Here is a 22,134-nt window from a genome sequence, read left to right on the forward strand (position 1 = left end):
AAAAGCAGGGCATTGCCGTCCGGGTTCGACACAATTTTTTATCTGAATCTATTATATTAGAGGGCATGTGAGATGTCAACGAGACACGCGCAATGAGAACAGGCAAAAAACAAGATCGGAGGAAGGATCATATGGTTGCGAAAGAGTACTGCTGTTATACCCGGCCCTATTCGAATATCGAAGGCTATCAGCGCGCATACACGCTGTGCTATTACGCAAGCCTGGAGGAAGAGGGTGTCGTGTTGGCAGTGCAGCGGCAGCAGGGCGGGGAATGCACGACGGAACAGGTCATCTGCCCGACGGGCGACTTCGGGCGGCTGATGCCTTTGATGCGGTATCTGTGCGAAAATGGCGTTGGATTGGGCCATTGGACAGAAGTGCTGGACGACGCAGGGGTGACCTACTGGCCCTGTATGGCAGCAGAGGGAGGTCGGCAAAGCGGAAAACCGACGCGATTTGTAGCATTTGCTGGTTTTGAGGGGGAAAACTTGGTACATAATCCTGAATTGACACAAAGCGTTTAAAAGCTTATAGTATAAGTAGACTTGGATGAATTTGTCCATTATGGTCAAAAATAACAAAGGTAAGGTGTGCAATATGTATCAGGATGAGTATAAGCGCTGGCTGGCAGCAGATCTGGAAGACGCAGATCTGAAGCCGGAACTGGCCAAGATCGAGGGAAATGACGACGAGATCAAGGACCGCTTCGCTGTTGCGCTGAAGTTTGGCACCGCCGGCCTGCGCGGCGTGCTGGGCGCTGGCACCAACCGTATGAACATCTACGTCGTGCGTCAGGCCACGCAGGGTCTGGCAAACTGGGTCAAGACGCAGGGCGGCAATCAGACTGTGGCCATCAGCTACGACAGCCGCCTCAAGAGCGATATCTTTGCCAAGACGGCTGCCGGGGTCCTGGCAGCGAACGGCATCAAGGTGCGCATCTACGACGCGCTGATGCCGGTCCCCGCCCTGAGCTTTGCCACCCGTTACTACGAGTGCAACGCGGGCATCATGGTCACAGCTTCGCACAACCCCGCCAAGTACAACGGCTACAAGGCCTACGGCCCCGACGGCTGCCAGATGACCGATGACGCCGCCGCTATCGTCTACGATGAGATCCAGAAGACCGATGTCCTCACCGGCGCAAAGTACATCTCCTTTGCAGAGGGTGTCGAGCAGGGCCTCATCCGCTTTGTGGGCGACGACTGCAAGAACGCCCTCTACGCTGCCATCGAGGCACGTCAGGTGCGCCCGGGCCTGTGCAAGACGGCTGGCCTGAAGCTGGTCTACAGCCCCCTGAACGGCTCCGGTCTGGTGCCGGTCACCCATGTCCTGAACGATATGGGCATCACCGACATCACCATCGTGCCGGAGCAGGAGTATCCCAACGGCTACTTTACCACCTGCTCTTACCCCAACCCTGAGATCTTCGATGCCCTGAAGCTGGGCCTCGACCTCGCCACCAAGACCGGTGCAGACCTGATGCTGGCCACCGACCCCGACGCCGACCGCGTGGGTATCGCTATGAAGTGCCCGGACGGCAGCTATGAGCTGGTCTCCGGCAACGAGATGGGCGCTCTGCTGCTGGACTACATCTGCGCAGGCCGCATCGAGAAGGGCACCATGCCGAAGGACCCCGTCGCCGTCAAGTCCATCGTCTCCACCCCGCTGGCCGACGCCATTGCCGCTCATTATGGCGTGGAGATGCGCAGCGTGCTGACCGGCTTCAAGTGGATCGGCGATCAGATCGCAAATCTGGAGGCTGCCGGTGAGGTGGACCGCTTCATCTTCGGCTTCGAGGAGAGCTACGGCTATCTGGCCGGTCCCTACGTCCGCGATAAGGACGCCGTCATCGGCTCCATGCTCATCTGCGAGATGGCCGCTTACTACCGCAGCATCGGCTCCTCCATCAAGCAGCGTCTGGAAGAGATCTACAAGGAGTATGGCCGCTACCTGAACAAGGTGGACAGCTTCGAGTTCCCCGGCCTGACCGGCATGGAGAAGATGGCCTCCATCATGCAGAAGCTGCGTGACGAGCCGCTCACCGAGATGGCCGGCCACAAGGTGGTCAAGGTCACCGACTACAAGAAGCCCGAGGAGACCGGCCTGCCTGCCGCAAATGTCCTCATCTACGCTCTGGACAACGGCGCTACCGTGGTCGTCCGTCCCTCCGGCACTGAGCCGAAGATCAAGACCTACTTCACCACGCTGGGCAAGGACCTCGCCGAGGCACAGGCTCAGAAGGATGCTCTGGCTGCTGCCATTGAGCCCATCCTCGCATAACGCGGAAATCCCATCAGAAATTTATGCCCCCGTTCAGCGCCAAAAGTGCTGCACGGGGGCATTTTTGATGGGTGTGGGCGGTTGCAGTTTGGGGCCTGATACGCTATAATATTCAATGAGTCATAATAAGCTCCGGGCAGTGTGGCACGGGGCAGGAAGAAAATGGGGCAGGTGTAAGAAATTGGACTATCGTGTGACGGCTGTTCTGGTGGCGGCAGGCTCCTCCACCCGGATGGGATTTGATAAACTGAGCTTTGATCTGGGCGGCGAGACCGTGCTGGAGCGGAGCGTCCGGGCTTTCGACGAGTGCCCGGAGGTGGACGAGCTGGTTCTGGTGACTGGCGCGTCGGGCGAGAACGCAGAGCGGGCCGCAGCCCGGTGCAAAAAGCCGGTGCAGCTGGTGCGGGGCGGTGCGACCCGGGCCGAGAGCGCCCGGAACGGCGTAGCCGCTGCCCACGGGGCGCTGGTGGCCGTCCACGATGCGGCCCGGCCCTTCGTGAGCGGGGAGGTCATCGCCGCCGTGCTGAAGGCGGCTGCCCGCTGCGGGGCTGCCGCCCCGGCAGTGCCGGTGAAGGACACCATCAAGCAGGCAAAGGGCGGCAGCGGCAAGACGGTGCCCGCCGGCTGCATGGTGGAGGATACCCCCGACCGCAGCACCCTTTATGCGGTGCAGACGCCCCAGTGCTTCGACCGCGCAGCCTATCTGGCGGCGCTGGACGAGCTGGACGAGGCCCGCGCCCGCCTCGTCACCGACGATTGCAGCCTGTTCGAATTAACGGGCCGTCCGGTGGAGCTGGTGCAGGGCGACTACGCAAACATCAAGATCACGACCCGGGAAGACCTGCCCCGGGCGGAGAACGGAGGAAAGAAGATGCGCATTGGTCATGGTTACGACGTCCATCGTCTGGTGGAGGGCCGCAAGCTCATCCTTGGCGGCGTGGAGGTGCCCTATGAGAAGGGCCTGCTGGGCCACTCGGACGCCGATGTGCTGGCCCATGCTGTGATGGATGCCGTGCTGGGCGCGGCAGCGCTGGGCGACATCGGCCAGCACTTCCCCGATACGGCGGAGGAGTACGCCGGGGCGGACAGTCTCGTGCTGGCCCGCCGGGTGGCGGAGATCGTCGCCGCACAGGGCTGGCGCATCGAGAACATCGACGCCACCATCCTCTGCCAGCGCCCCAAGCTGGCCCCCTACATCCCGGCCATGCGGGAAAAGCTCGCCGCCGCCTTCGGGCTGCCGGTGGAGGCTGTGAGCGTTAAGGCGACCACCGAAGAGCATCTGGGCTTTACCGGCGAGGGGCTGGGCATCGCAGCCCATGCCGTCGCCCTCATCGAAGCTGTGTGAACGGGAGAGTGTGACCCATGACTCTGAACTCTATCGTAGCAAACTTTCAGACCTTCAAGCTGGTAGACCTGCTGGACATCCTCATCATCGCGTTCCTCATCTACCAGCTTCTGGGCATCGTCAACCGCACCCGGGCCGGTCAGCTGGCCAAGGGCGCGCTCATCGTGCTGGCGGTCTATCTGGTGGCCAACATCCTGAATATGCGCACCGTTACTTGGCTGTTGAACTCGCTGCTGCAGGTCGGTCTGCTGACGCTGGTGGTGCTGTTCCAGCCTGAGATACGGCGTGCGCTGGAACGGATGGGCCAGACCGACCAGTGGGCCTACCGCTTTTTCAACAAGAGCCGCTACAACGACACCAGCCTCAAGGGCGCGTGGCGCAGCGCCATCATCGCCATCTGCGATGCCGCCGAGCGCTTTTCGGAGACTAAGACTGGCGCCCTCATCGTGCTGGAACGGAACACCAACCTCTCGGAGATCGTCCGCACCGGCACGCCCGTGAACAGTGCGGTCAACCTTGAGGTGCTGGGCACCATCTTCTACGAGGGCACCCCCCTCCACGATGGAGCGGCCATCATCGAAGATGGCCGCATCAAAGCCGCAGGCTGCGTGCTGCCCCTTTCCAACAACCTCGACCTCGGCAAGGACATGGGCACCCGCCACCGCGCCTGCCTCGGAATCGCCGAGAACTCCGACGCCATCGCCATCGTGGTCAGCGAGGAGACCGGCATCATCTCGATGGCGAAGAACGGCGTCCTCATCCGCCACTTCGACCGCCAGACCCTCTACACCCGTCTGGTGGATGAGATGATCCCCAAGGAGACGGCCAGCGAGAAGAGCGCCGCCGAGGGCTGGAAGGCCCGGGGCAAGCGCCTGCTGAACTGGGTGAACGCCAAAGAGGAGGAAGAGCAGCAATGAGCACCGAGCAGAACAACGGCATGAAGCCTGCCGTGCCCCCTAAGCGCAGCCTGCTGAGCGACCGCCGTGTCCGGCTGCTGCTGTCGCTGCTGGGCGCGGTCATCGCGTGGATGGCTGTCACCATCGTGGTGCAGCCCGGCACGACGACCACCATTTATAATGTCCCGGTGGACTTTACCTACGATTCGTCCGCCTACACCTCCCGCGGCCTGAGCATCGTCGATGCGGAGGAAAAAACGGTCAATTTAAAACTTTCCGGCGACGGCTACACCATCGGCAGCCTGTCGGCCAACGACTTCGTCGTCTATCCCGACTGGTCCAGCGTCCGCGACAGCGGCGAAAAGACCCTCCGCCTTCAGGTCCGCAGCCAGAGCACCCTGCTTACCGGCGTGGCCGTCTCCATCGACGGCAGCAACACGGTGGACGTGGTGTTCGATGTGGTGGAGGAGAAGACCCTGCCCATTCAGGTGACGACGAACTATCTGAAGATTGCCGACGGCTATATCCTCTACGGCACCGAGGTCTCCAAGGAGACCGTGACCCTCTCCGGCCCCAGCACCGAGCTGAGCAAGGTGGAGACCTGCACCGCCGAAGTGGCCCACAACGGCGAGCTGACCAGCCCTGTCACGCTGGACACCGACCTGCGGTTCTACACCCGCAGCGGCAGCGAGGTGAAATTTGAGTATACTACCCTCGAGGCGGACAGCGTCGAGGTCACGCTGCAGGTGTACAAGCTGGCGACATTGCCGGTAAAGGTGAGCTTCATCAACGCCCCCCGGGACTTCGACCCCTCGGTGCTGGTCTACTCCCTGAGCAAGAAGACCCTCAACGTGGCCGGGCCGGAGTCGCAGATCGATAAGCTGTCCACCCTGTCGGTGGGCACCATCGACCTTTCCACCTTTGCGCTGGATAAGGTGTATGAGATGCCCATCGAGCTGCCCAGCGGCATCCGCCTGCTGGACAATATCTCCACCATCACGGTCAGCTTCGACAGCTCCCGTCTGGAGACCAAGACCATGAACCTGCCCGCCAGCTGTGTGCAGGTCGTCAACCTGCCCTCTACCTACACCCTGACCGTGGGGACCGAGCGGCTGATGAACGTCACCCTCTGCGGCCCGGCCGGTTCGCTGGAGGCCCTGACCCCGGAGCAGGTGGTCATCGAGATCGACGCCGACGACTTCTACGTTGCCATCGGCCAGCAGAACATCGCCTGCCGCCTCTATGTGCCCTCCAACGACAAGATCTTTGCGCTGGGCAGCTATGTGGTGCAGTGCAAGATAGAAAGTAACTGAGTATATGATCCTGATTCGTGATATTCGCCTGCCCCTCTCCGCCGGGGAGCAGCAGGCCTATGAAAAAGCCCTCCACCTCGCCCGGATCCCCCGCAGCAGGGTGAGCCATCTGGGCATCGCCAAACTCTCGGTGGACGCCCGCCACGGCCAGCCCAAGCTGGTTTACACCGTGGCGGCGTCCCTGAAGGAGGAAGGGGAGGAGCCTGCCTATGCAGGCGCTTCGCCCAGCGTCACCGTCCGGGGCAGAACCGACTTTTCGGTGGAGAACGGCACCCAGCCGCTGGCCCACCGGCCCGTGGTCTGCGGCCTCGGCCCGGCCGGACTTTTTGCAGCGCTGCTGCTGGCCCGTCAGGGCTACCGGCCCATCGTGCTGGAGCGCGGCCCGGCGCTGGAAGAGCGCGTCAAGGCTGTGGAGCATTTCTCTGCCACCGGTGAGCTGGACGAGAACGCCAACATCCAGTTCGGCGAGGGCGGCGCAGGCACCTTTTCGGACGGCAAGCTCACCACCCGCATCGGCGACGAGCTGTGCGGCTTCGTGACCGAGGTGTTCCTCGAGCACGGTGCCCCCAAGGAGATCGCATGGCAGCAGAAGCCTCATGTAGGCACCGACCTGCTCCGGGGCGTTATCACCTCCATCCGCAGGGAGATCGAGGCGCTGGGGGGTGAGGTCCACTTCAACACGGCCCTCACCGGCTTCGAGCGCCGGGACGGCCGCCTCGTCGGCATCCGGACCACGGGTGGTGCCTTCCCCTGTGAGGCACTGGTCTTTGCGGTGGGCCACTCGGCCCGCGATACCTTCGGAATGCTGATGGACAGCGGCCTCGTGCTGGAATGCAAGCCCTTCAGCGTCGGCTTCCGGGCCGAGCATCTCCAATCGGAGATTGAAAAGAGCCTTTACCACGAGGCAGCAGGCCACCCGGCCCTGCCGCGGGGTGAATATCAGCTTTCGCAGCACGTTGAAAAACGGTGCGTCTATACTTTTTGTATGTGTCCCGGCGGTCAGGTGGTGGCTTCGGCCAGCGAAACAGGCCGCGTCGTGACCAACGGCATGAGCTACCACGCCCGCAGCGGCAAAAACGCCAATGCGGCGGTGGTGGTCAGCGTGGGCGGCGAGGACTTCGGCGGCGACCCCCGCAGGGCCATCGCCTTCCAGCGAGAGCTGGAAGCGAAGGCCTACGCGGCAGGCCGCAGCGCGGGCGAGTATGCCGCCCCGGCGGAGAACATCCAAAGCTTTTTGGAGGGCAGGGGGCAGCTGAGCATCGGCCGCGTCCAGCCCACCTATGACCGCGGCGTCCGGGCCGCTGACCTCGGCGCACTGCTGCCGACGGAGCTGGCTGACACGCTGCGGGCGGGACTGCGCGCCTACGAGCGGAAGATCGCAGGCTATACTGCCCCCGAGGCCATCCTGACAGGTCTTGAGACCCGCACCAGCAGCCCGGTGCGGCTGAAGCGGGAAGAAAACCTTGAATGTGCCCAGCTGGCGGGGCTTTACCCCTGCGGCGAGGGCGCAGGATATGCGGGCGGCATCATGAGCGCCGCCGTCGATGGCCTGCGGGTGGCCCGCGCCATCATCAGCCGGTACAGTCCGGCAGAAGGGTGAGAAGTTGAATGACTGATCGTGAAAACGATTTCCAGAATCGTTCCGGCCAGAGCAGGGCACAGGACAGCGAGGGCCGTCAGGTGCAGCAGGAGCTGGAACGCCAGCTTCGGGAGCTGGGCGATACCATGTCCGACGCCTTCCGCCACGGCTTTGAGGGCCGGGGGGAGGAACTCGGCGACCGTGTATGGGACGTGGGACGCGCCGCTGCGAATGCCGCAAGCTACGGTATCTCGGAGGCAGGCCGGGCGTTTCAGGCTGGGAAGCAGCAGTATCAGAAGCGGGCTGAGGAGGCCCGGAACGCAGCCCCGAGCGGAGAGAACGCCGGCGGGATGCCGGGCTGGGCGCGGAGCTTTTTCGCAAAGAAGCCGGTGCCGACCCCCATCGACAATCTCCGCACCAGCGCAAAAAAGCGCCACAACGCAGGCGTCGCCATGCTGGCGACCGGCATCACTTTCGCCGTCCTCTTCGGCATTACGGCCATCGCCTGCTTCGGCACGGCGGGGATGTTCACCTCCGGCAGCGCGGCGGGGGCGGCTGATATGACGGTCCTCGGTGCCATCGGCGAGTTTGCCATGAGCGCCACCCGGGCCACCGGATGGTGCTCGGCGGCGGTGACGGCCGTATTCGGCTGGCTCACGGCGGCGGGCGCTTCCCGGATGAAGGCCGCGAAGACGCTGGAGCTGTATGCCGACACCGCCGAGGGCTTCGACTGGCACAAGGGCCTCTCCCTCTCGATGCTGGCCGAGCTGACCCATAAGAAGAAGGCCAAGGCCCTCCGGCTGCTGCGGAAGTTCATCCATAAAGGCTGGCTCAGCGCTTGGATGGACGAGAAGAACGACAAGCTCTACCTGACGGCGGAGGACTACCGCACTGCGCAGGAAAATCAGCCGGAGCCTGAACCGGAAAAAGCGCCGGAACAGGCCGAGGATGTCCCCCTGAACCTCGAGACGACCCGCCGCTTTGCGCAGGTGCTCGAGAAGGAGACCTCTCTCATGGAGGATGAGCGGGCGGTGGAGGAGCTGCAGCATATGCAGAAGACCACCGAGTCCATCGGTGCGTGGCTGGAAGCCCACCCCGAGAGCCTGCCCAAGGCCCGCCGCTTTGCGGAATACTATATCCCCACTACCCTCAAGCTCCTGCACACCTACAACGACGTGCAGGGCCAGCAGGGCGAGAACGCCGAGGCCATCCGCAGGGACATCGCGGGTATCCTGCACACCCTGAATCAGGCCTATGACAACCTTTACGATAAGCTTTTGTCGGACATGGCGCTGGACGTTTCCAGCGAGATCGCTGCGCTGCAGGGGATGCTGGCCAACGATGGTCTGGCCGGGGAGGAAATGCGATGACCTACCGGGCTTGGAACACCAAAGAAGTTGACCGTGCGGCCCTAAAGGAGCTGACCGCCGCCATCGCCCAGCAGAACACCGAAGAGCTGGAAAACCAGAGCATGGACGATGGGCCGTGGAGCGAGGAGAAATACCGCTCGGTCTTTGCGGCCCAGCAGAAGGAGGCCGGTCTGCTGGCCGGCATCCTCGCTGCCCGGGGCATCACCGACCCCGCCGAGGCGCTGACGCTGCTGGCGGGCGAGGAGGATCTGAGCGACCCCATGCTCCTGACCGACATGGACAAGGCCTGCGCGCGCATCCTGCGGGCCATCGACGAGGGCGAGACCATCGTGGTCTTCGGCGACTACGATGTGGACGGCGTGACCGCCACCGCCCTGCTCTACCAGCACCTCAAAGGGATGGGGGCCAGCGCCAAGTGTATGCTGCCCAGCCGGGAGGGCGACGGCTACGGCCTGTCGAAGAACGCCATCCAGTCCATCTATGATAAGGGATGCCGCCTCATCGTCACGGTGGACAACGGCATCTCGGCGGTGGAGGAAGCCGCCTTTGCGGCCAGTCTCGGCATCGACCTCATCATCACCGACCACCATCTGCCCCACGAGAGCCTGCCGCAGGCGGTGGCCATCGTAGACCCCCGCCGGGCAGATGACCACAGCCCCTTCAAGGGCCTGTGCGGCGCGGGCGTGGCCTTCAAGCTCTGCGCTGCGCTGGACGGATGCCCGCCGGAAGAGATGCTGGAATACTGCGGCGACCTCGCCGCTGTGGGCACGGTGGCCGACGTCATGCCCCTGACCGGCGAGAACCGCACCATCGTCAAAGCCGGTCTGCGCCAGCTCCAGAACACCGACCGGCCCGGCTTCTGCGCCCTGCTGGAAGAGGTGGGGCTTGCGGGCAGGCCGGTGACGGCGGAGAACGTCAGCTATGCCATCGCTCCCCGCATCAATGCGGCGGGCCGGATGGACAGCGCCGTCACAGCCCTGCAGCTGGTGCTCTGCGAGGACGAAGACCGGGCCGAGGAGCTGGCCCATAAGCTGACCGACATCAACAGCCAGCGGCAGGAGACCGAGATGGAGATCGTCCGGGCCGCGCAGGAGCTGCTGGATGCCGAGCCGGAGCGCCTCGAGGACCGGGTCATCCTGCTCTGGGGCAGGGACTGGCACCCCGGCGTCATCGGCATCGTGGCCTCCCGCCTTGTGGAAAAGACGGGACGCCCGGTCATCGTGGTGTCGGTGGATGAGCACGGCGAGGGCAAGGGCAGCGGCCGCAGCGTGCAGGGCTTCAACCTGCACGAGTGCATCGCCTCCTGCGCCGACATCCTGCTCCGCTTCGGCGGCCACGCCATGGCGGCGGGCCTCTCGGTGCGGGAGGAAGACCTGCCCGCCCTCCGCCAGCGGCTCAACGACTGGGCGGCACGGGAGTGCCCCGTGCTGCGCACACCGCCGCTGGAATGTGACCTGTCCGTCCACCTCGACCGCCTTACGGTGGAGAGCGTCCGCCGCCTCGACCAGCTGGCCCCCTACGGTGCCGACAACCCCAGCCCGGTCTTCGTGCTGGAAAAGGCCGTCGTGGAGGGGGTGTATGCGGTCTCGGAGGGCAAGCACTCCCGCCTGCGGCTGCGGCAGGGGAACGCCAGCCTCTACGCGGTCTGGTTCGGGATGCATCCCGAGCAGGTGCCCTATGCCGCCGGCGACGTCGTGGATGCGGCAGTGAGCCTGTCGGTCTACGATTCGGCCCGGGGGCCGCAGCTGTCGGGCCGCATTCTGGAGCTGCACCCGGCGGGCCTCGGCAACATTGCGGCGGAGCAGGCAGCTCTGGTGCAGGCGCTGCGCCGGGGCGCGCCCCTGACGCCAGAGCAGAAGGAGGCTGTCGCCCCGGAGCGCAGCCATATCATCACCGTTTACCGGGAGCTGCAGGCGCGGCGCTGGCACGCCGAAGATCTGCAGCCCCTGTTCGCAAAGCTTGGCGAGGAGAACACCGGCAAGACGCTGGTGGCGGTCGCTGCGCTGGAACAGGTCGGCCTCATCACGGTGGCCGACCGGGGCGGGGCCAAGTTCTGGGAGCTTGTGCCAGCCACCGGCAAGAAGAACCTCGCCGATGCGCCCATCCTGAAATGTCTGGAGGATCGATAAAGATGCCTGAGGGAAAGAAAATCACCGCCCCTGTGCCCGCAGCACCGGCTGCGGCGGGAGAGGACAGCTATTCTGCAAAGACCCATCTCCACCAGCCCATGCCGGTGACGGAGATGGCGACCGTGGCCGCCACGGCCCTGCCGGCCAACGCCCCCGAGGGGACGCTGCCCTCGGAGGTGCGGCCCGAGATCGTGACGTGGGACAAGCTGGTGGAGGCCATCAAGGCCAGCGGCAAGGCCTACAACATGGCCATGATCGAAAAAGCCTACAATATGGCCAACGACGCCCACAAGGGCGTCTGCCGCCGCAGCGGGGAGCCGTATATCTGCCACCCGCTGGCCGTGGCCCGCCTCGTGCTGGACCTCGGCATGGACACCGAGAGCATCGCCGCCGCCCTTCTGCACGACGTGGTGGAGGATACCCCCACCACGCTGGCCGACCTGACCGCCGCCTTCGGCGAGGAGGTGGCCCTGCTGGTGGATGGCGTCACCAAGCTGACGAAGATCCAGTTCTCGAACATCGAGGAGCTGCAGGCCGAGAACCTGCGCAAGATGCTGCTGGCCATGAGCCGGGACGTCCGCGTCATGATCATCAAGCTCTGCGACCGTCTCCACAATATGCGCACCGGCGATGCATGGCCGGAGCAGAAGCGCCGCGACAAGGCCCGGGAGACCATGGAGGTCTATGCCCCCATTGCCAACCGGCTGGGCATCCTGAACGTCAAGGAGGAGCTGGAAGACCGCAGCCTCCACTACCTCGACCCCGTGGGCTACGGGGAGATCAACAAGATGCTCAGCGAGCGCGCCGGGGACGAGTTCCTCGCCAGCGTGTCGGGCGTCATCAAGAACCGCCTCGAGGAGAGCGGCATCGAGGGCGCCACCATCAAGCGGAGAGTCAAGAGCATCTACGGCATCTACCGCAAGACCATCATGCAGAACAAGTCCTTCGACGAAATTTATGACATCTATGCGGTGCGCATCATTCTGGATACGCTGGCCGAGTGCTACAGCACGCTGGGCCTCATCCATGATATGTACCACCCCCTGCCCAACCGCTTCAAGGACTATATCTCCACCCCCAAGCCCAACGGCTACCAGAGCCTCCACACCACGGTCATCGGACACGAGGGTATCCCCTTCGAGGTGCAGATCCGCACCCGGAAGATGGATGAGCAGGCTGAGTACGGCGTCGCCGCCCACTGGAAGTACAAGGAGGGCCTCGACGGCCACGATAAGCTGGACGAGCGTCTGGCATGGGTGAGCCAGCTGCTGGAAAATCAGCGCGTCAGCGAGGATTCCGGCAACCTGCTCCACGACCTGAAGAGCGACCTGCTGCCGGAGGAGGTCTTTGCCTTTACCCCGAAGGGCGACGTCATCAACCTGCCTGCCGGTGCCAACTGCATCGACTTCGCCTATGCCATCCACTCCGCCGTCGGCAACCGGATGGTGGGCTGCAAGGTCAACAACCGCATCGTCCCCATCGACCATGTCGTGGCGACGGGCGAGATCATTGAGGTCATCCTCGGCCCGGCGGACAAAGGCCCCAGCCGCGATTGGCTCAAGATCGTGCGCACCAGCGAGGCCAAGAGCAAGATCCGCAACTGGTTCAAGAAGATGCGCCGGGAGGAGAACATCCAGCAGGGCCGCGACGCGCTGGCCAAGGAGCTGCGCCGGGAGATGATCTTCATCCCCGACGACCAGCTGGACGAGTTCGTGGGCAGCTGCAGCCGTCGCCTGCGCCAGAACAGCGCAGAGGAGATCTATGCCGCCATCGGCTACGGCGGCATGACCATCGCCAACTGCCTGCCCAAGCTGAAAGAGGAGTGGCAGAAGCTCAAGGCCGCCGAAGCCGCTGAGAACAAGACGATGGAAGACCTGCCGAAGGTAGACCTGAGCCGCGTCCACGCCACCGACGGCGTGGTGGTGGAGGGCTTCGACAACACCCCCATCAAGTTCGCCAAATGCTGCTCGCCCCTGCCCGGTGACCCTATCGTGGGCTTCATCACCCGGGGCTTCGGCGTCTCCATCCACAAGCAGAGCTGTGCCAACGCGGTGGCCAGCATGAAGGACCCCTCCAACGCCCCCCGCTGGGTCAAGGCCTACTGGGCCGACAGCGTCCGGGACAGCTACAAGGCGGGCCTCGAGATTATCGCGCTCAACCGCAACGAGCTGCTGTCCGATGTGCTGGCCGCGCTGGCGGACATCCGCGTCCCCATCTATGCTATGAACGCCCGTCAGGTGGAAAACAACTGCGCCATCATCAGCCTGACCATCGGCATCAACAACACCGAGCACCTCAACCGCGTGGTGGCCCGCCTGTCCAAGGTGCGGGATGTGCTCAAGGTAACAAGGAGCTAATATGCGTGCAGTCATTCAGGCCGTATCCTCGGCCAGCGTCCGGGTCAACGGCGGCGAGCCGCGCCCCATCGGCCCCGGCCTCGTCATCCTGCTGGGCGTCAAGGACACCGACACCCTCGACATCGTGCCCAAGCTGGCCGAAAAATGTGCGGGCCTGCGCATCTTTAAGGACGAAAACGACAAACTGAACCTCAGTGCGAAGGACCTCGGCTACTCGGCGCTGGTGGTGAGCCAGTTCACCCTTTACGGCGACACCAAAAAGGGGTTCCGACCCAGCTTCATCAAGGCGGCAAAGCCGCCTCTCGCCGTGGACGCCTACGAGCTGTTCCTCGCCGAGATGAACAGGCAGGGCCTCAAGAGCGTCCAGCACGGCGAGTTCGGCGCAGATATGCAGGTGTCGCTGGTCAACGAGGGTCCCTGCACCATCGTCATCGACACCGACGAGTGGCACAAAGGAGAGAAGTAAACCATGAAGGCATTTCATCTGGTCGGCCCTGCGCCGTTTTACACCAACAGCTTCCTGCTCATCTCGGACGCGGGCCATGCAGTCGTCATCGACCCCGCCGCAGAGGTGCAGGAGTACGACAAGATCCTGAAAGAGCAGGGCGGAAAGCTGGCCCTCATCCTCTGCACCCATGGCCACTATGACCATGTGGGCAGCGCGGGGGTCCTCAGCCGCGAGTGGGGTGCAAAGCTCTACTGCGAGTCTGCCGACTGTCAGGGTACCCAGCTGCTGCCCCTCAGGGAGTCGGACAGCGGCTACGCGGAGGGCGGAGTCCTCACGCTGGACGAGCTGCGCTTCACCGTCTGGCACACCCCCGGCCACACCGAGGGCAGCGTGGTGCTGCTCTGCGAGAACTATTTCTTCGTGGGCGACACCGTGTTTCAGGGCAGCATCGGCCGCACAGACCTCGAGGGCGGCGACAGCCGGAAGATGGACGAGAGCCTGCGCAAGTTCGCAGCCCTGCCCGTCCCGCCCGAGGCGCAGATCCTGCCCGGCCACGGCGATTTCTCCACCTTCGGGCAGGAGGTCGCCACCAACTTCTATATCCGAAATGCACTGAGAAACGCATAAAAAGGCGGGAATACACATGAATATCTATATCACGGGCCTCAGCTCGGGCTATGAGGTGGAGCACCTCGTCCGCCTGTTCTATCCGATGGCCCCGCTCACCCTCACCCCGCCCGAGGAGGGCACAGACTGCGTCTGGGCTGAGAAGCGGCCCGACAGCCTCTGGGCCATGGTGCGGCAGGGCGGAAAGAGCCAGACCGCCGAAGCACCGCTGCCCGCCCCGGCAGAGGAGGGCGGAGAGACGCCGGAGTTCGCGCTGGCCAGCCTGACCTATGACCTGCTGCGCCGCTGGACGGGCATCCGCCCCCCTTGGGGCAAGATGACCGGCGTGCGGCCGGTGCGCCTCGTCCACGACAAGCGGGCCGCAGGCTGGACGGAGGAGCAGATCGACGACTTTTTCCTCGGGCGGTTCGACTGCTCGCCCGAAAAGTACAGGATGGCCAAGGCCATTGCCGACCTACAGGAACCGATTTTAAAAGCGGGCAGCGCCCCCAAGACCTACAGCCTCTACATCGGCATCCCGTTCTGCCCCTCCCGGTGCAGCTACTGCAGCTTCGTCAGCTGCAACCTCGACCGGGACCGCAAGCTGGTGCAGCCCTATGTGGACTGCCTCTGCCGTGAGGTCGAGGCCATCCGGGAGGAGGCAGACAAGGCCGGGCTGAAGCTGTGCAGCATCTACATCGGCGGCGGCACTCCCACCAGCCTCTCGGCGGCGCAGCTGCGCCAGCTCATGGGAACAGTGCGGGACTGCTTCGACCTTTCCGCTCTCGTGGAGTATACGGTGGAGGCCGGACGCCCTGACTGCACTGACGCCGAAAAGCTGGCGGTCATCAAGGAGTACGGCGCGACCCGCATCTCCATCAACCCACAGACCTTCTCCGACGAGGTGCTGGCGAACATCGGCCGGAAGCATTCGGCGCAGGACATCCTCGACTGCTGCGCCGAGGCCCGGGCCGCAGGCCATGACGACATCAACATGGACCTCATCGCAGGTCTGCCCGGCGACACGGTGGAGGGCTTCGAAAAAAGCCTGCGTCAGGCCATCGCCCTTGACCCCGAGAACATCACCGTCCACACCCTGACCCTCAAGCGGGCCTCCCGCATCGTCATCGAGGACCAGAAGGAGAACGACTACGCGGACGTTGCTGCCATGCTGGAAAAGTGTCATCTGCTGGCCGAGGCAGGCTACCGTCCCTACTACCTCTATCGTCAGAAAAATACCCTTCAGAATCTGGAAAACGTGGGCTGGTGCAAGCCGGGCCACGAGGGGTATTATAATATCTATATCATGGAAGAGGTCCAGACCATCCTCTCGGCCGGCGCAGGCGGAAGCACCAAGCTGGTGGCCGACGGCGGCAGGCGGATGCAGCGCATCTTTAATTTCAAGTATCCGACGGAATACATCCAGCGCTTCGATGAGGTGCTGGAGCGGAAAAAAGGAGTGGCTGATTTTTATGATCACGATTTGGGTACCGAAACGTCTGGTTGAGATCGACCTGTATAATGTTGCAGCCCAGAATCCGGCGGCGCTGGCGCAGATGAGCGAGCAGAGCTACCGCCAGCGGGTGGAGTATGCCGCCCGGAAGATCAGGGATTCCCGCGCCAAGATCGTCATGCTCACCGGCCCGTCGGCCAGCGGCAAGACCACCTCGGCGCACAAGGTGGCCGAGGCGCTGGAAGCCTCCGGCACGCCCGCCCACGTCATCAGTCTGGACAATTTCTTCAAGGGGGCGCAGTATTACCCCCGCCTGCCCGATGGCACGCTGGACTACGAGAACCCCGACACGCTGGATATGCCCCTCATCCGCCAGTGCCTCAGCGAGCTGAGCACCACCGGCAAGACCGTGCTGCCCATCTACGACTTTGCCACAGAGTCCCGTTCCTCCGAGACGGAGACACTGGACCTCGAGGGCGGCGTCTGCATCGTGGAGGGCATCCACGCCCTGAACCCGGAGCTGACGGGCCTCGTGAAGGGCGACGACGTCTACCGCATCTATGCCGGTCTGCGGGAGGAATACTGCATCGACGGCCGCCGGGTCATCAACACACAGGACATCCGCCTGTGCCGCCGCACCCTGCGGGATGCTGCCGCCCGGGGCCGCAGCCCCGCCAAGACCCTCGCCATGTGGGACCGGGTCCTCGACGGCGAGACGCGGTATATCAAGGGTTTCAAGACCACGGCAGATTTCCTGCTGGACACCTCCTTCACCTATGAGCTGGGCCTGATTGCCAAGCTGCTGCGGAAGGTCTGCCAGCGCTTCACGCTGGAAGGCCACAACGCCGAGCTTTGGGACGAGACGGCCCGCCGCTTCGAGCACGTCGCCCCGGTGGAGCTGGATCTGCTGCCCGCCGACAGTATGCTGCGGGAGTTCTACGCAGGCGAGCTTTAAAGGACGCCAGAACGCCGAAACTGGGCAAATTGCGAAAAAACTGTTTCCAAATCCGCACCATTCTGTAAAACTTGGGTGGGATTCGTTGCATTCCCCCGGGGAGTGCGCTATAATGAAAATAATCTCCGGCGGCACAGGGACAGCCTGAGCAGAAAACGCAGAGGAGTGCTGCCCACCCGGGCACAGACAAGTGAGGTGTCTTTTATGGACTTCAATAAGATCAAGGAAATGGGCCTCGAGTATGCCGAGAAAGGCAAAAATGCCGCGCTGGATCTGGCCGAAAAGGGCCGGACGCAGGCCAAGATCGTGAACGCACAGGGCAAGCTGTACAAGGCGCAGCGCCAGCTGGGCGCTCTGGTGTATAGTCTGGCCAAGGGCAACGAGGAGAACCAGCCCCTTGTGGACAAATACATTGAGATGATCGCCAACATCGAGCAGGAGCTTGCCGACCTGAAAGCCTCTCTCGAGCCGGATGCCATCATCGAGACCACCTTCGAGGAGAAGGACGAGGCCGACGACGACGTGACGGAGGATGCCCCCGCAGCGCCTGCCGAGGAAAAGCCCGAGGCCGATGAGGCCAAGACCTGCCCCCAGTGCGGCGCACCCATCTCGGACGATGCGCTGTTCTGCAACAAGTGCGGCGCACAGCTGTAACAGACCTGCGCAGGGCGGTGTCCCCCGGGGGGATACCGCCTTTTGTTGTGAATGAAATGAAAATTTTGCCGCAAAAAGCCGGAAAATAGGCTTCGGCCCTTGCATTCCGGTGGATTCTGCGGTACAATTTGAATCTGTTCGCAGATGCTTTCGGCACGCAGAAAGGAGACGGCCATGCAGGACTGGACGCCGCGTGAACACTATACGGCGGAGGACCTCGTGGAGATCATCCGCATCCTGCGGGACAGGGACACCGGCTGTCCGTGGGACAAGGTGCAGACCCATGCCTCCATCCGGAAAAACTTTCTGGAGGAGACCTGCGAGGTGCTGGAAGCCATCGACGCCGACGACCCGGCCATGATGCAGGAAGAGCTGGGCGACGTCCTGATGCAGGTGGTGTTCCACACCGTCATCGAGGAGGAGCGGGGCCGCTTCGATATGGAGAAGGTCTGCCGCGAGGTGTGCGAGAAGCTCGTATTCCGCCACCCGAACATCTTCGCTTCCTCGGCGGCGGAAAATGCTGGTATAAACGGCTGGGATGCGCTCAAGAATAAGGAAAAGGGCCGCACCACGCTGGCCGACGAGCTGGACACCGTGCCGCTGACCCTGCCCGCCCTGATGCGCGCCCAGAAGCTCCAGAAGCGGGCCGCGCGGTTCGGCTGCGGGCCGGAGGATGCCGCCGGGGCAGCCAGAGCGCTGGACAGCGCCAAAGCCGGGTGGGACGAGGCACAGACGCAGGAGAGCGCCGGGGAGCTGCTGCTTGCCGCTGCAGACGCCATGCGGCTGGCCGGTGTGGACGCCGAGGAGGCCCTGACCTTCGCGGCCAAGCGGTTCACCCAGAGGCTGGAAGCAGACGAAACGGAAACGGGTACCAGACGGATACACCGTCTGCTCGAATAGAAAATGTTGAGAATATTGTGGAGGCTTTTATTATGACCAAGACCGATCTGATCGCACAGGTTGCGGCAAACACTGAGATGAGCAAGAAGAGCGCCGAGATGGCTGTCAACGCCGCATTCGAGGCACTGGGCAAGGCGATGGCCGAGGGCGAGAAGATCTCCATCTCCGGCTTCGGCACCTTCGAGGTGCGTGAGCGCGCAGAGCGTCAGGGCATCAACCCCCGCACCCGCGAGCCGATCACCATCGCTGCTTCCAAGAGCATCGTGTTCAAGCCGGGCAAGTCTCTGAAGGACACCCTGTAAGAGAGGCCCCACCGCCGCCGGAACCTTTAGGCCCGGCGGTTTTTTTGTAGGAGAGGTTGATAAGGAGTTTAGAATGCGCTTAGATAAATATCTGAAGGTTTCGCGGCTCATCAAGCGCCGCACTGTGGCAAATGAGGTGGCCGATGCGGGCCGCATCCTCATCAATGGCAAGACAGCCAAGGCCAGTCAGGCCGTCAAGGCCGGGGACATCATCGAGGTGACGTTCGGCAACCGGCCCATCAAGGTCAAAGTCCTCTCCGATGTGGAGCCGCGCACCAAGGACGTGGCCCGGGAAATGTACGAGATCATCGAGCAGGACAGCGTCCTCGCTGTCGCCCACGACCCGGCACAGGCCGAGTAAAACGGCATAAGCAGGCTCCTTCCCGCATAGGATGACAGAAAAGGGGAGGGGTGTGCCATGAAACAGCAGGACGCAAAGCCGGAGCAGGCCCTGCCGCATGACCTCATCTTGGAGGGGCGGAACAGGCTGACCGCCACCGGCGTGCGGCGGGTTCTCCGCTGCGATGCAGAGGGCGCGGCCCTCCTGACCTCGAAGGGCACGCTGGAGCTGACCGGGGCAGAGCTGAGCATCACCAGCCTCGACCTCGACAAGGGCGAGGTAAAGCTTGCAGGCCGGGTGGACACGCTGGAATATACCGCAGAGCACACGCCGGGCGGTTTTCTGCGCCGCCTCGTCCGATGATGGGTCCAGCCCTCCCGCCCGGTGCGGTGGGGCAGGAGATGCTGGCCTGCGGGCTGCTGGGCGGTGTGCTCGGCGCGGCCCGGGCCGTCCTGCCCACCCGGGGGCGGGCGGCCTTCCTGCCCGACCTGCTCTTTGTGGGCTGCGTGCTGATGGCCCTGCAGGGCTATGCCGTCTCCCAGAGTCAGGCCGGGCAGCTGCGGGGTTATATGGCGCTGGCGGCGTTCTGCGCCGCCGGTGCGGTGCAGGCGGTGCTTCGGCCTCTGTTTGCGGAGGCAGAAGCCTTGGCGGGCCGGGTGCTGCTGGGGCCGGTAAAGCTTGCGGCCCGGTGCATCGCCCCGTGGAAAGCCGCCCGTGCCGCCGCCAAAGTACGGCGGAACGAAAAAAGACTTGCAAAAAAACCGAAAAAGAGCTTGCCAACACCGCCGCGTATGTTGTATAATTCAAACGTATCAAAGTAAGAGTACAGGCGCATTGGGCCTGCTGTTGAAAACGGGGGCACTGTGTTATGGCAAATCCGAGCCGGAGAAAGCGGAAAAGAAAGGCATCCGTCGTGGGTGCTGTGCTGAAGATGCTGTTTGTTCTGTTTTTGTTGAGTATGCTGGCGGCATACATCGCAAATCAGGTGGCGCTCAGCTCCAAAAAAGCGGAGCTGGACACCCTGCAGGAGCAGATCGAGCAGCAGAAGACCCAGAACGAGGAGATGCAGCGCATCCTCAGCGGCGATTCGGATGACGTGACCGAGTGGGTCGCCCGGGACTCTTATAATTATGCGGCGGCCAATGAGCGCATCTTCGTGGATGTGACGGGCAACTGATGCCGCGCCCCCGGCGGCTTGCGGCCGGAGGAAAACACATTAGTCAACAAGGAGTATTGAGTTTTGGCGATTGAGGTAGGGAATATTTTTGAAGGCCGTGTCACCGGCGTAAAGCCGTTTGGCGCATTCGTTGCGCTGCCGGAGGGCCGCGTGGGCATGGTCCACATTTCTGAGGTGTCCAACGAGTATGTGCAGGACATTGCAACGGTGCTGCACGACGGCGACACCGTGAAGGTGCAGGTCATCAATGTGGCACCGGATGGCAAGATCGCACTGTCCATCAAGCGGCTGCTGCCTCCGGCACCCCGCGCCCCGCGGGAGGGCCGAGGCCCCCGCCCCAACAGCAACGGCCCGCGGGAGGGCGGCTTCCGCCGCAACGGCCCCGGCGGCCGTCCGCAGGGCGGACGCGGCCCGGCCCGGGACGCTGCGCCCCGGGTATGGCAGCCCAAGGCCCCGGCCAAGAGCGATAACCTGAGCTTCGAGGACATGATGAGCCGCTTCAAGAGCCAGAGCGAGGAGAAGATGGCAGACCTCGACCACGAGACCAACAACCGCCGGGGCGGCGGCTATGCTCCCCGGGGACGCCGCGGCAGCCGCTGAGCCGTCCGCACAAGACGAAGAAGCTTTGGGCCTGCCCCCAGCGGGGCGGGCCTGTTTTTTGGTGCGGCAGCTGCTGCACCCGACAGGAAAGGAAACCAGAATGCCTGCAAAATTTGAACTCATCGCCCCCTGCTTTTTCGGGTGCGAATCCACGGCCAACTTTGAGCTGCGCCGCATCGGTGCCGAGGACATCCGGGTCAGCGACGGCCGCCTGACCTTCAAAGGCGGTGCGGAGATGATCGCCGCCGCCAACCTCAACCTCCGCACGGTGGAGCGGGTCATGCTGCTCCTCAACACCTATACGGCCACCACCTTCGACGAGCTGTTCGATGGAGTCTACTCCATCCACTGGGAGGAGCTTCTGCCTGCCGATGCGGCTTTCCCGGTCACTGGTTCCTCGCTGAACAGCCAGCTGTCCAGCGTGCCGGCCTGCCAGAGCATCATCAAGAAGGCGGTCGTCAAGCGCCTGATGCAGGGCCACCGCACCACCAGCCTGCCCGAGACCGGTGCAGAGTATAAGATCCGTTTCATGCTCCGCAAGAATGTCTGCGAGATCATGCTGGACACCACCGGCGACGGCCTCCATAAGCGCGGTTACCGCCGCAACTCCATGGAGGCCCCCATCCGCGAGACGCTGGCTGCGACCATCGCCGACCTTGGCCGTGTCCGCCGCGACAGCCTCGTGGAGGATCCCTTCTGCGGCAGCGGCACCCTCCTCATCGAGGCTGCTCAGAAGGCCATGAACATCGCCCCCGGCCTCAAACGCCGGTTTGCCGCCGAGCGGTACAGCTTTGTGCCCGCCACCGTCTGGGCCGAGCAGCGCCAGAAGGCTCTGGCGGAGTCCAAGCTGGACGTGGGCTTCGAGGCTTTCGGCTACGACATCGACCCCGCCGCAGTGGCTCTCGCCAACGCCAACGCCAAGCTGGCCGGTGTGGAGAAGCGCTGCCACTTCGAGGTGGCTGACGTGGCCGACTTCGCAGCCCGAAGCGAGGCCATCGTCCTGACCAATCCCCCGTATGGCGAGCGGATGAGCACCATCGAGGGTGCTGCCAAGCTGGCCCGCACCCTCGGCCAGCAGATGGAGCTTCACCCCTGCGCAGGCGTCTACGCCATCACCGCTGATATGGACTTTGAGCACCACTACGGCAAGCGGGCCAACAAGCGCCGCAAGATGTACAACGGCATGATCCCCTGTCAGCTGTATATGTACTACAACGCCCCCAAGTCGGAGCAGGCCCGTCCCGCAAAGCCGATGCCCAAGAGCGGCTTTGACGGCAAGCGCACCCAGCCCGGCCACACGGGCCGTTTCGAAAAGAAATAAAGTCCCGAAAGACCGCACGGCAAATGAGCAGCGTGCGGTCTTTTTCCTGCTTATCGCAGGTCAGTAAAACCGCGAAGCACGAAAACGGCATCGCTGCTGCCGTCGCAGG

Annotated in this window: 22 protein-coding genes; all 22 read left to right on the plus strand. The window is 63.5% G+C overall.

The window, feature by feature from the left end; genetic code table 11:
- The first annotated feature begins 131 nt into the window (after nt 1–131).
- Nucleotides 132–524 (plus strand): hypothetical protein, encoded by a 393-nt coding sequence (locus LKD23_RS02640; RefSeq protein WP_227620225.1) that lies wholly within the window; start codon nt 132–134, stop codon nt 522–524.
- Nucleotides 525–597: 73 nt separating this feature from the next.
- Entirely contained in the window at nt 598–2,280 is a 1,683-nt protein-coding gene (locus LKD23_RS02645; RefSeq protein WP_227620301.1) for a phospho-sugar mutase, read from the plus strand.
- 232 nt (nt 2,281–2,512) lie between these two features.
- Nucleotides 2,513–3,625 (plus strand): 2-C-methyl-D-erythritol 2,4-cyclodiphosphate synthase, encoded by a 1,113-nt coding sequence (gene ispF, locus LKD23_RS02650; RefSeq protein WP_431834217.1) that lies wholly within the window; start codon nt 2,513–2,515, stop codon nt 3,623–3,625.
- A gap of 17 nt (nt 3,626–3,642) precedes the next feature.
- A complete protein-coding gene (cdaA, locus tag LKD23_RS02655) occupies nt 3,643–4,542 on the plus strand; it encodes a diadenylate cyclase CdaA (protein ID WP_227620227.1) in 900 nt (299 codons plus the stop codon).
- Nucleotides 4,539–5,834 carry a CdaR family protein gene (locus LKD23_RS02660; protein ID WP_227620228.1) on the plus strand — a complete coding sequence of 432 codons (1,296 nt, stop codon included), beginning with the start codon at nt 4,539–4,541 and terminating at the stop codon, nt 5,832–5,834. Before cdaA ends, LKD23_RS02660 begins: the two co-directional genes overlap by 4 nt.
- A gap of 4 nt (nt 5,835–5,838) precedes the next feature.
- Nucleotides 5,839–7,434 carry an NAD(P)/FAD-dependent oxidoreductase gene (locus tag LKD23_RS02665; RefSeq protein ID WP_227620229.1) on the plus strand — a complete coding sequence of 532 codons (1,596 nt, stop codon included), beginning with the start codon at nt 5,839–5,841 and terminating at the stop codon, nt 7,432–7,434.
- A gap of 8 nt (nt 7,435–7,442) precedes the next feature.
- Nucleotides 7,443–8,783 (plus strand): 5-bromo-4-chloroindolyl phosphate hydrolysis family protein, encoded by a 1,341-nt coding sequence (locus LKD23_RS02670; protein WP_227620230.1) that lies wholly within the window; start codon nt 7,443–7,445, stop codon nt 8,781–8,783.
- Nucleotides 8,780–10,912: a single-stranded-DNA-specific exonuclease RecJ gene (recJ, locus tag LKD23_RS02675; RefSeq protein WP_227620231.1), complete on the plus strand. Its 2,133-nt coding sequence runs from the start codon at nt 8,780–8,782 to the stop codon at nt 10,910–10,912. The genes LKD23_RS02670 and recJ overlap by 4 nt, the downstream gene beginning before the upstream one ends.
- A gap of 2 nt (nt 10,913–10,914) precedes the next feature.
- A complete protein-coding gene (locus LKD23_RS02680; protein WP_227620232.1) occupies nt 10,915–13,269 on the plus strand; it encodes a RelA/SpoT family protein in 2,355 nt (784 codons plus the stop codon).
- 1 nt (nt 13,270) lies between these two features.
- Complete coding sequence (dtd, locus tag LKD23_RS02685; protein WP_227620233.1) at nt 13,271–13,735, plus strand: D-aminoacyl-tRNA deacylase; 465 nt, start codon at nt 13,271–13,273, stop codon at nt 13,733–13,735.
- A 3-nt stretch (nt 13,736–13,738) separates the two neighbouring features.
- Nucleotides 13,739–14,344 (plus strand): MBL fold metallo-hydrolase, encoded by a 606-nt coding sequence (locus tag LKD23_RS02690; RefSeq protein ID WP_227620234.1) that lies wholly within the window; start codon nt 13,739–13,741, stop codon nt 14,342–14,344.
- Between the two features lie 16 nt (nt 14,345–14,360).
- Entirely contained in the window at nt 14,361–15,830 is a 1,470-nt protein-coding gene (gene hemZ, locus LKD23_RS02695; protein ID WP_227620235.1) for a coproporphyrinogen dehydrogenase HemZ, read from the plus strand.
- Nucleotides 15,796–16,731, plus strand: a complete 936-nt coding sequence (locus LKD23_RS02700) for a uridine kinase family protein (protein ID WP_227620236.1) — start codon at nt 15,796–15,798, stop codon at nt 16,729–16,731. Before hemZ ends, LKD23_RS02700 begins: the two co-directional genes overlap by 35 nt.
- Nucleotides 16,732–16,935: 204 nt before the next feature.
- Entirely contained in the window at nt 16,936–17,385 is a 450-nt protein-coding gene (locus tag LKD23_RS02705) for a zinc ribbon domain-containing protein (RefSeq protein ID WP_227620237.1), read from the plus strand.
- 174 nt (nt 17,386–17,559) lie between these two features.
- Nucleotides 17,560–18,285 carry a MazG family protein gene (locus LKD23_RS02710; protein ID WP_227620238.1) on the plus strand — a complete coding sequence of 242 codons (726 nt, stop codon included), beginning with the start codon at nt 17,560–17,562 and terminating at the stop codon, nt 18,283–18,285.
- Between the two features lie 32 nt (nt 18,286–18,317).
- Complete coding sequence (locus tag LKD23_RS02715; protein WP_227620239.1) at nt 18,318–18,587, plus strand: HU family DNA-binding protein; 270 nt, start codon at nt 18,318–18,320, stop codon at nt 18,585–18,587.
- A gap of 73 nt (nt 18,588–18,660) precedes the next feature.
- Complete coding sequence (locus LKD23_RS02720; protein ID WP_227620240.1) at nt 18,661–18,948, plus strand: RNA-binding S4 domain-containing protein; 288 nt, start codon at nt 18,661–18,663, stop codon at nt 18,946–18,948.
- Between the two features lie 57 nt (nt 18,949–19,005).
- Nucleotides 19,006–19,290, plus strand: coding sequence for a YabP/YqfC family sporulation protein (locus LKD23_RS02725; RefSeq protein ID WP_227620241.1), 285 nt, complete (start codon nt 19,006–19,008; stop codon nt 19,288–19,290).
- A complete protein-coding gene (locus LKD23_RS02730) occupies nt 19,287–19,748 on the plus strand; it encodes a hypothetical protein (RefSeq protein ID WP_227620242.1) in 462 nt (153 codons plus the stop codon). Before LKD23_RS02725 ends, LKD23_RS02730 begins: the two co-directional genes overlap by 4 nt.
- A gap of 47 nt (nt 19,749–19,795) precedes the next feature.
- Nucleotides 19,796–20,104, plus strand: coding sequence for a septum formation initiator family protein (locus LKD23_RS02735; protein WP_227620243.1), 309 nt, complete (start codon nt 19,796–19,798; stop codon nt 20,102–20,104).
- Nucleotides 20,105–20,167: 63 nt separating this feature from the next.
- Nucleotides 20,168–20,704 carry a S1 RNA-binding domain-containing protein gene (locus tag LKD23_RS02740; RefSeq protein WP_227620244.1) on the plus strand — a complete coding sequence of 179 codons (537 nt, stop codon included), beginning with the start codon at nt 20,168–20,170 and terminating at the stop codon, nt 20,702–20,704.
- 100 nt (nt 20,705–20,804) lie between these two features.
- Nucleotides 20,805–22,025, plus strand: a complete 1,221-nt coding sequence (locus tag LKD23_RS02745) for a THUMP domain-containing class I SAM-dependent RNA methyltransferase (RefSeq protein WP_227620245.1) — start codon at nt 20,805–20,807, stop codon at nt 22,023–22,025.
- The last annotated feature ends 109 nt before the right edge of the window (nt 22,026–22,134 follow it).

The organism is Faecalibacterium butyricigenerans (genome assembly GCF_020687345.1).
GTDB lineage: Bacteria > Bacillota > Clostridia > Oscillospirales > Ruminococcaceae > Faecalibacterium > Faecalibacterium butyricigenerans.

Excerpts from the sequence above, each read along its gene's own strand:
- ispF (WP_431834217.1), top strand. The coding sequence starts at position 2,513 with ATGGGATTTGATAAACTGAGCTTTGATCTGGGCGGCGAGACCGTGCTG.
- LKD23_RS02720 (WP_227620240.1), top strand. The coding sequence starts at position 18,661 with ATGCGCTTAGATAAATATCTGAAGGTTTCGCGGCTCATCAAGCGCCGC.
- LKD23_RS02640 (WP_227620225.1), top strand. The coding sequence starts at position 132 with ATGGTTGCGAAAGAGTACTGCTGTTATACCCGGCCCTATTCGAATATC.
- LKD23_RS02705 (WP_227620237.1), top strand. The coding sequence starts at position 16,936 with ATGGACTTCAATAAGATCAAGGAAATGGGCCTCGAGTATGCCGAGAAA.
- recJ (WP_227620231.1), top strand. The coding sequence starts at position 8,780 with ATGACCTACCGGGCTTGGAACACCAAAGAAGTTGACCGTGCGGCCCTA.
- LKD23_RS02730 (WP_227620242.1), top strand. The coding sequence starts at position 19,287 with ATGATGGGTCCAGCCCTCCCGCCCGGTGCGGTGGGGCAGGAGATGCTG.
- LKD23_RS02665 (WP_227620229.1), top strand. The coding sequence starts at position 5,839 with ATGATCCTGATTCGTGATATTCGCCTGCCCCTCTCCGCCGGGGAGCAG.
- dtd (WP_227620233.1), top strand. The coding sequence starts at position 13,271 with ATGCGTGCAGTCATTCAGGCCGTATCCTCGGCCAGCGTCCGGGTCAAC.
- LKD23_RS02645 (WP_227620301.1), top strand. The coding sequence starts at position 598 with ATGTATCAGGATGAGTATAAGCGCTGGCTGGCAGCAGATCTGGAAGAC.
- LKD23_RS02735 (WP_227620243.1), top strand. The coding sequence starts at position 19,796 with ATGGCAAATCCGAGCCGGAGAAAGCGGAAAAGAAAGGCATCCGTCGTG.
- LKD23_RS02670 (WP_227620230.1), top strand. The coding sequence starts at position 7,443 with ATGACTGATCGTGAAAACGATTTCCAGAATCGTTCCGGCCAGAGCAGG.
- LKD23_RS02710 (WP_227620238.1), top strand. The coding sequence starts at position 17,560 with ATGCAGGACTGGACGCCGCGTGAACACTATACGGCGGAGGACCTCGTG.
- LKD23_RS02690 (WP_227620234.1), top strand. The coding sequence starts at position 13,739 with ATGAAGGCATTTCATCTGGTCGGCCCTGCGCCGTTTTACACCAACAGC.
- LKD23_RS02680 (WP_227620232.1), top strand. The coding sequence starts at position 10,915 with ATGCCTGAGGGAAAGAAAATCACCGCCCCTGTGCCCGCAGCACCGGCT.
- LKD23_RS02700 (WP_227620236.1), top strand. The coding sequence starts at position 15,796 with ATGATCACGATTTGGGTACCGAAACGTCTGGTTGAGATCGACCTGTAT.
- cdaA (WP_227620227.1), top strand. The coding sequence starts at position 3,643 with ATGACTCTGAACTCTATCGTAGCAAACTTTCAGACCTTCAAGCTGGTA.
- LKD23_RS02715 (WP_227620239.1), top strand. The coding sequence starts at position 18,318 with ATGACCAAGACCGATCTGATCGCACAGGTTGCGGCAAACACTGAGATG.
- LKD23_RS02745 (WP_227620245.1), top strand. The coding sequence starts at position 20,805 with ATGCCTGCAAAATTTGAACTCATCGCCCCCTGCTTTTTCGGGTGCGAA.
- LKD23_RS02725 (WP_227620241.1), top strand. The coding sequence starts at position 19,006 with ATGAAACAGCAGGACGCAAAGCCGGAGCAGGCCCTGCCGCATGACCTC.
- hemZ (WP_227620235.1), top strand. The coding sequence starts at position 14,361 with ATGAATATCTATATCACGGGCCTCAGCTCGGGCTATGAGGTGGAGCAC.
- LKD23_RS02660 (WP_227620228.1), top strand. The coding sequence starts at position 4,539 with ATGAGCACCGAGCAGAACAACGGCATGAAGCCTGCCGTGCCCCCTAAG.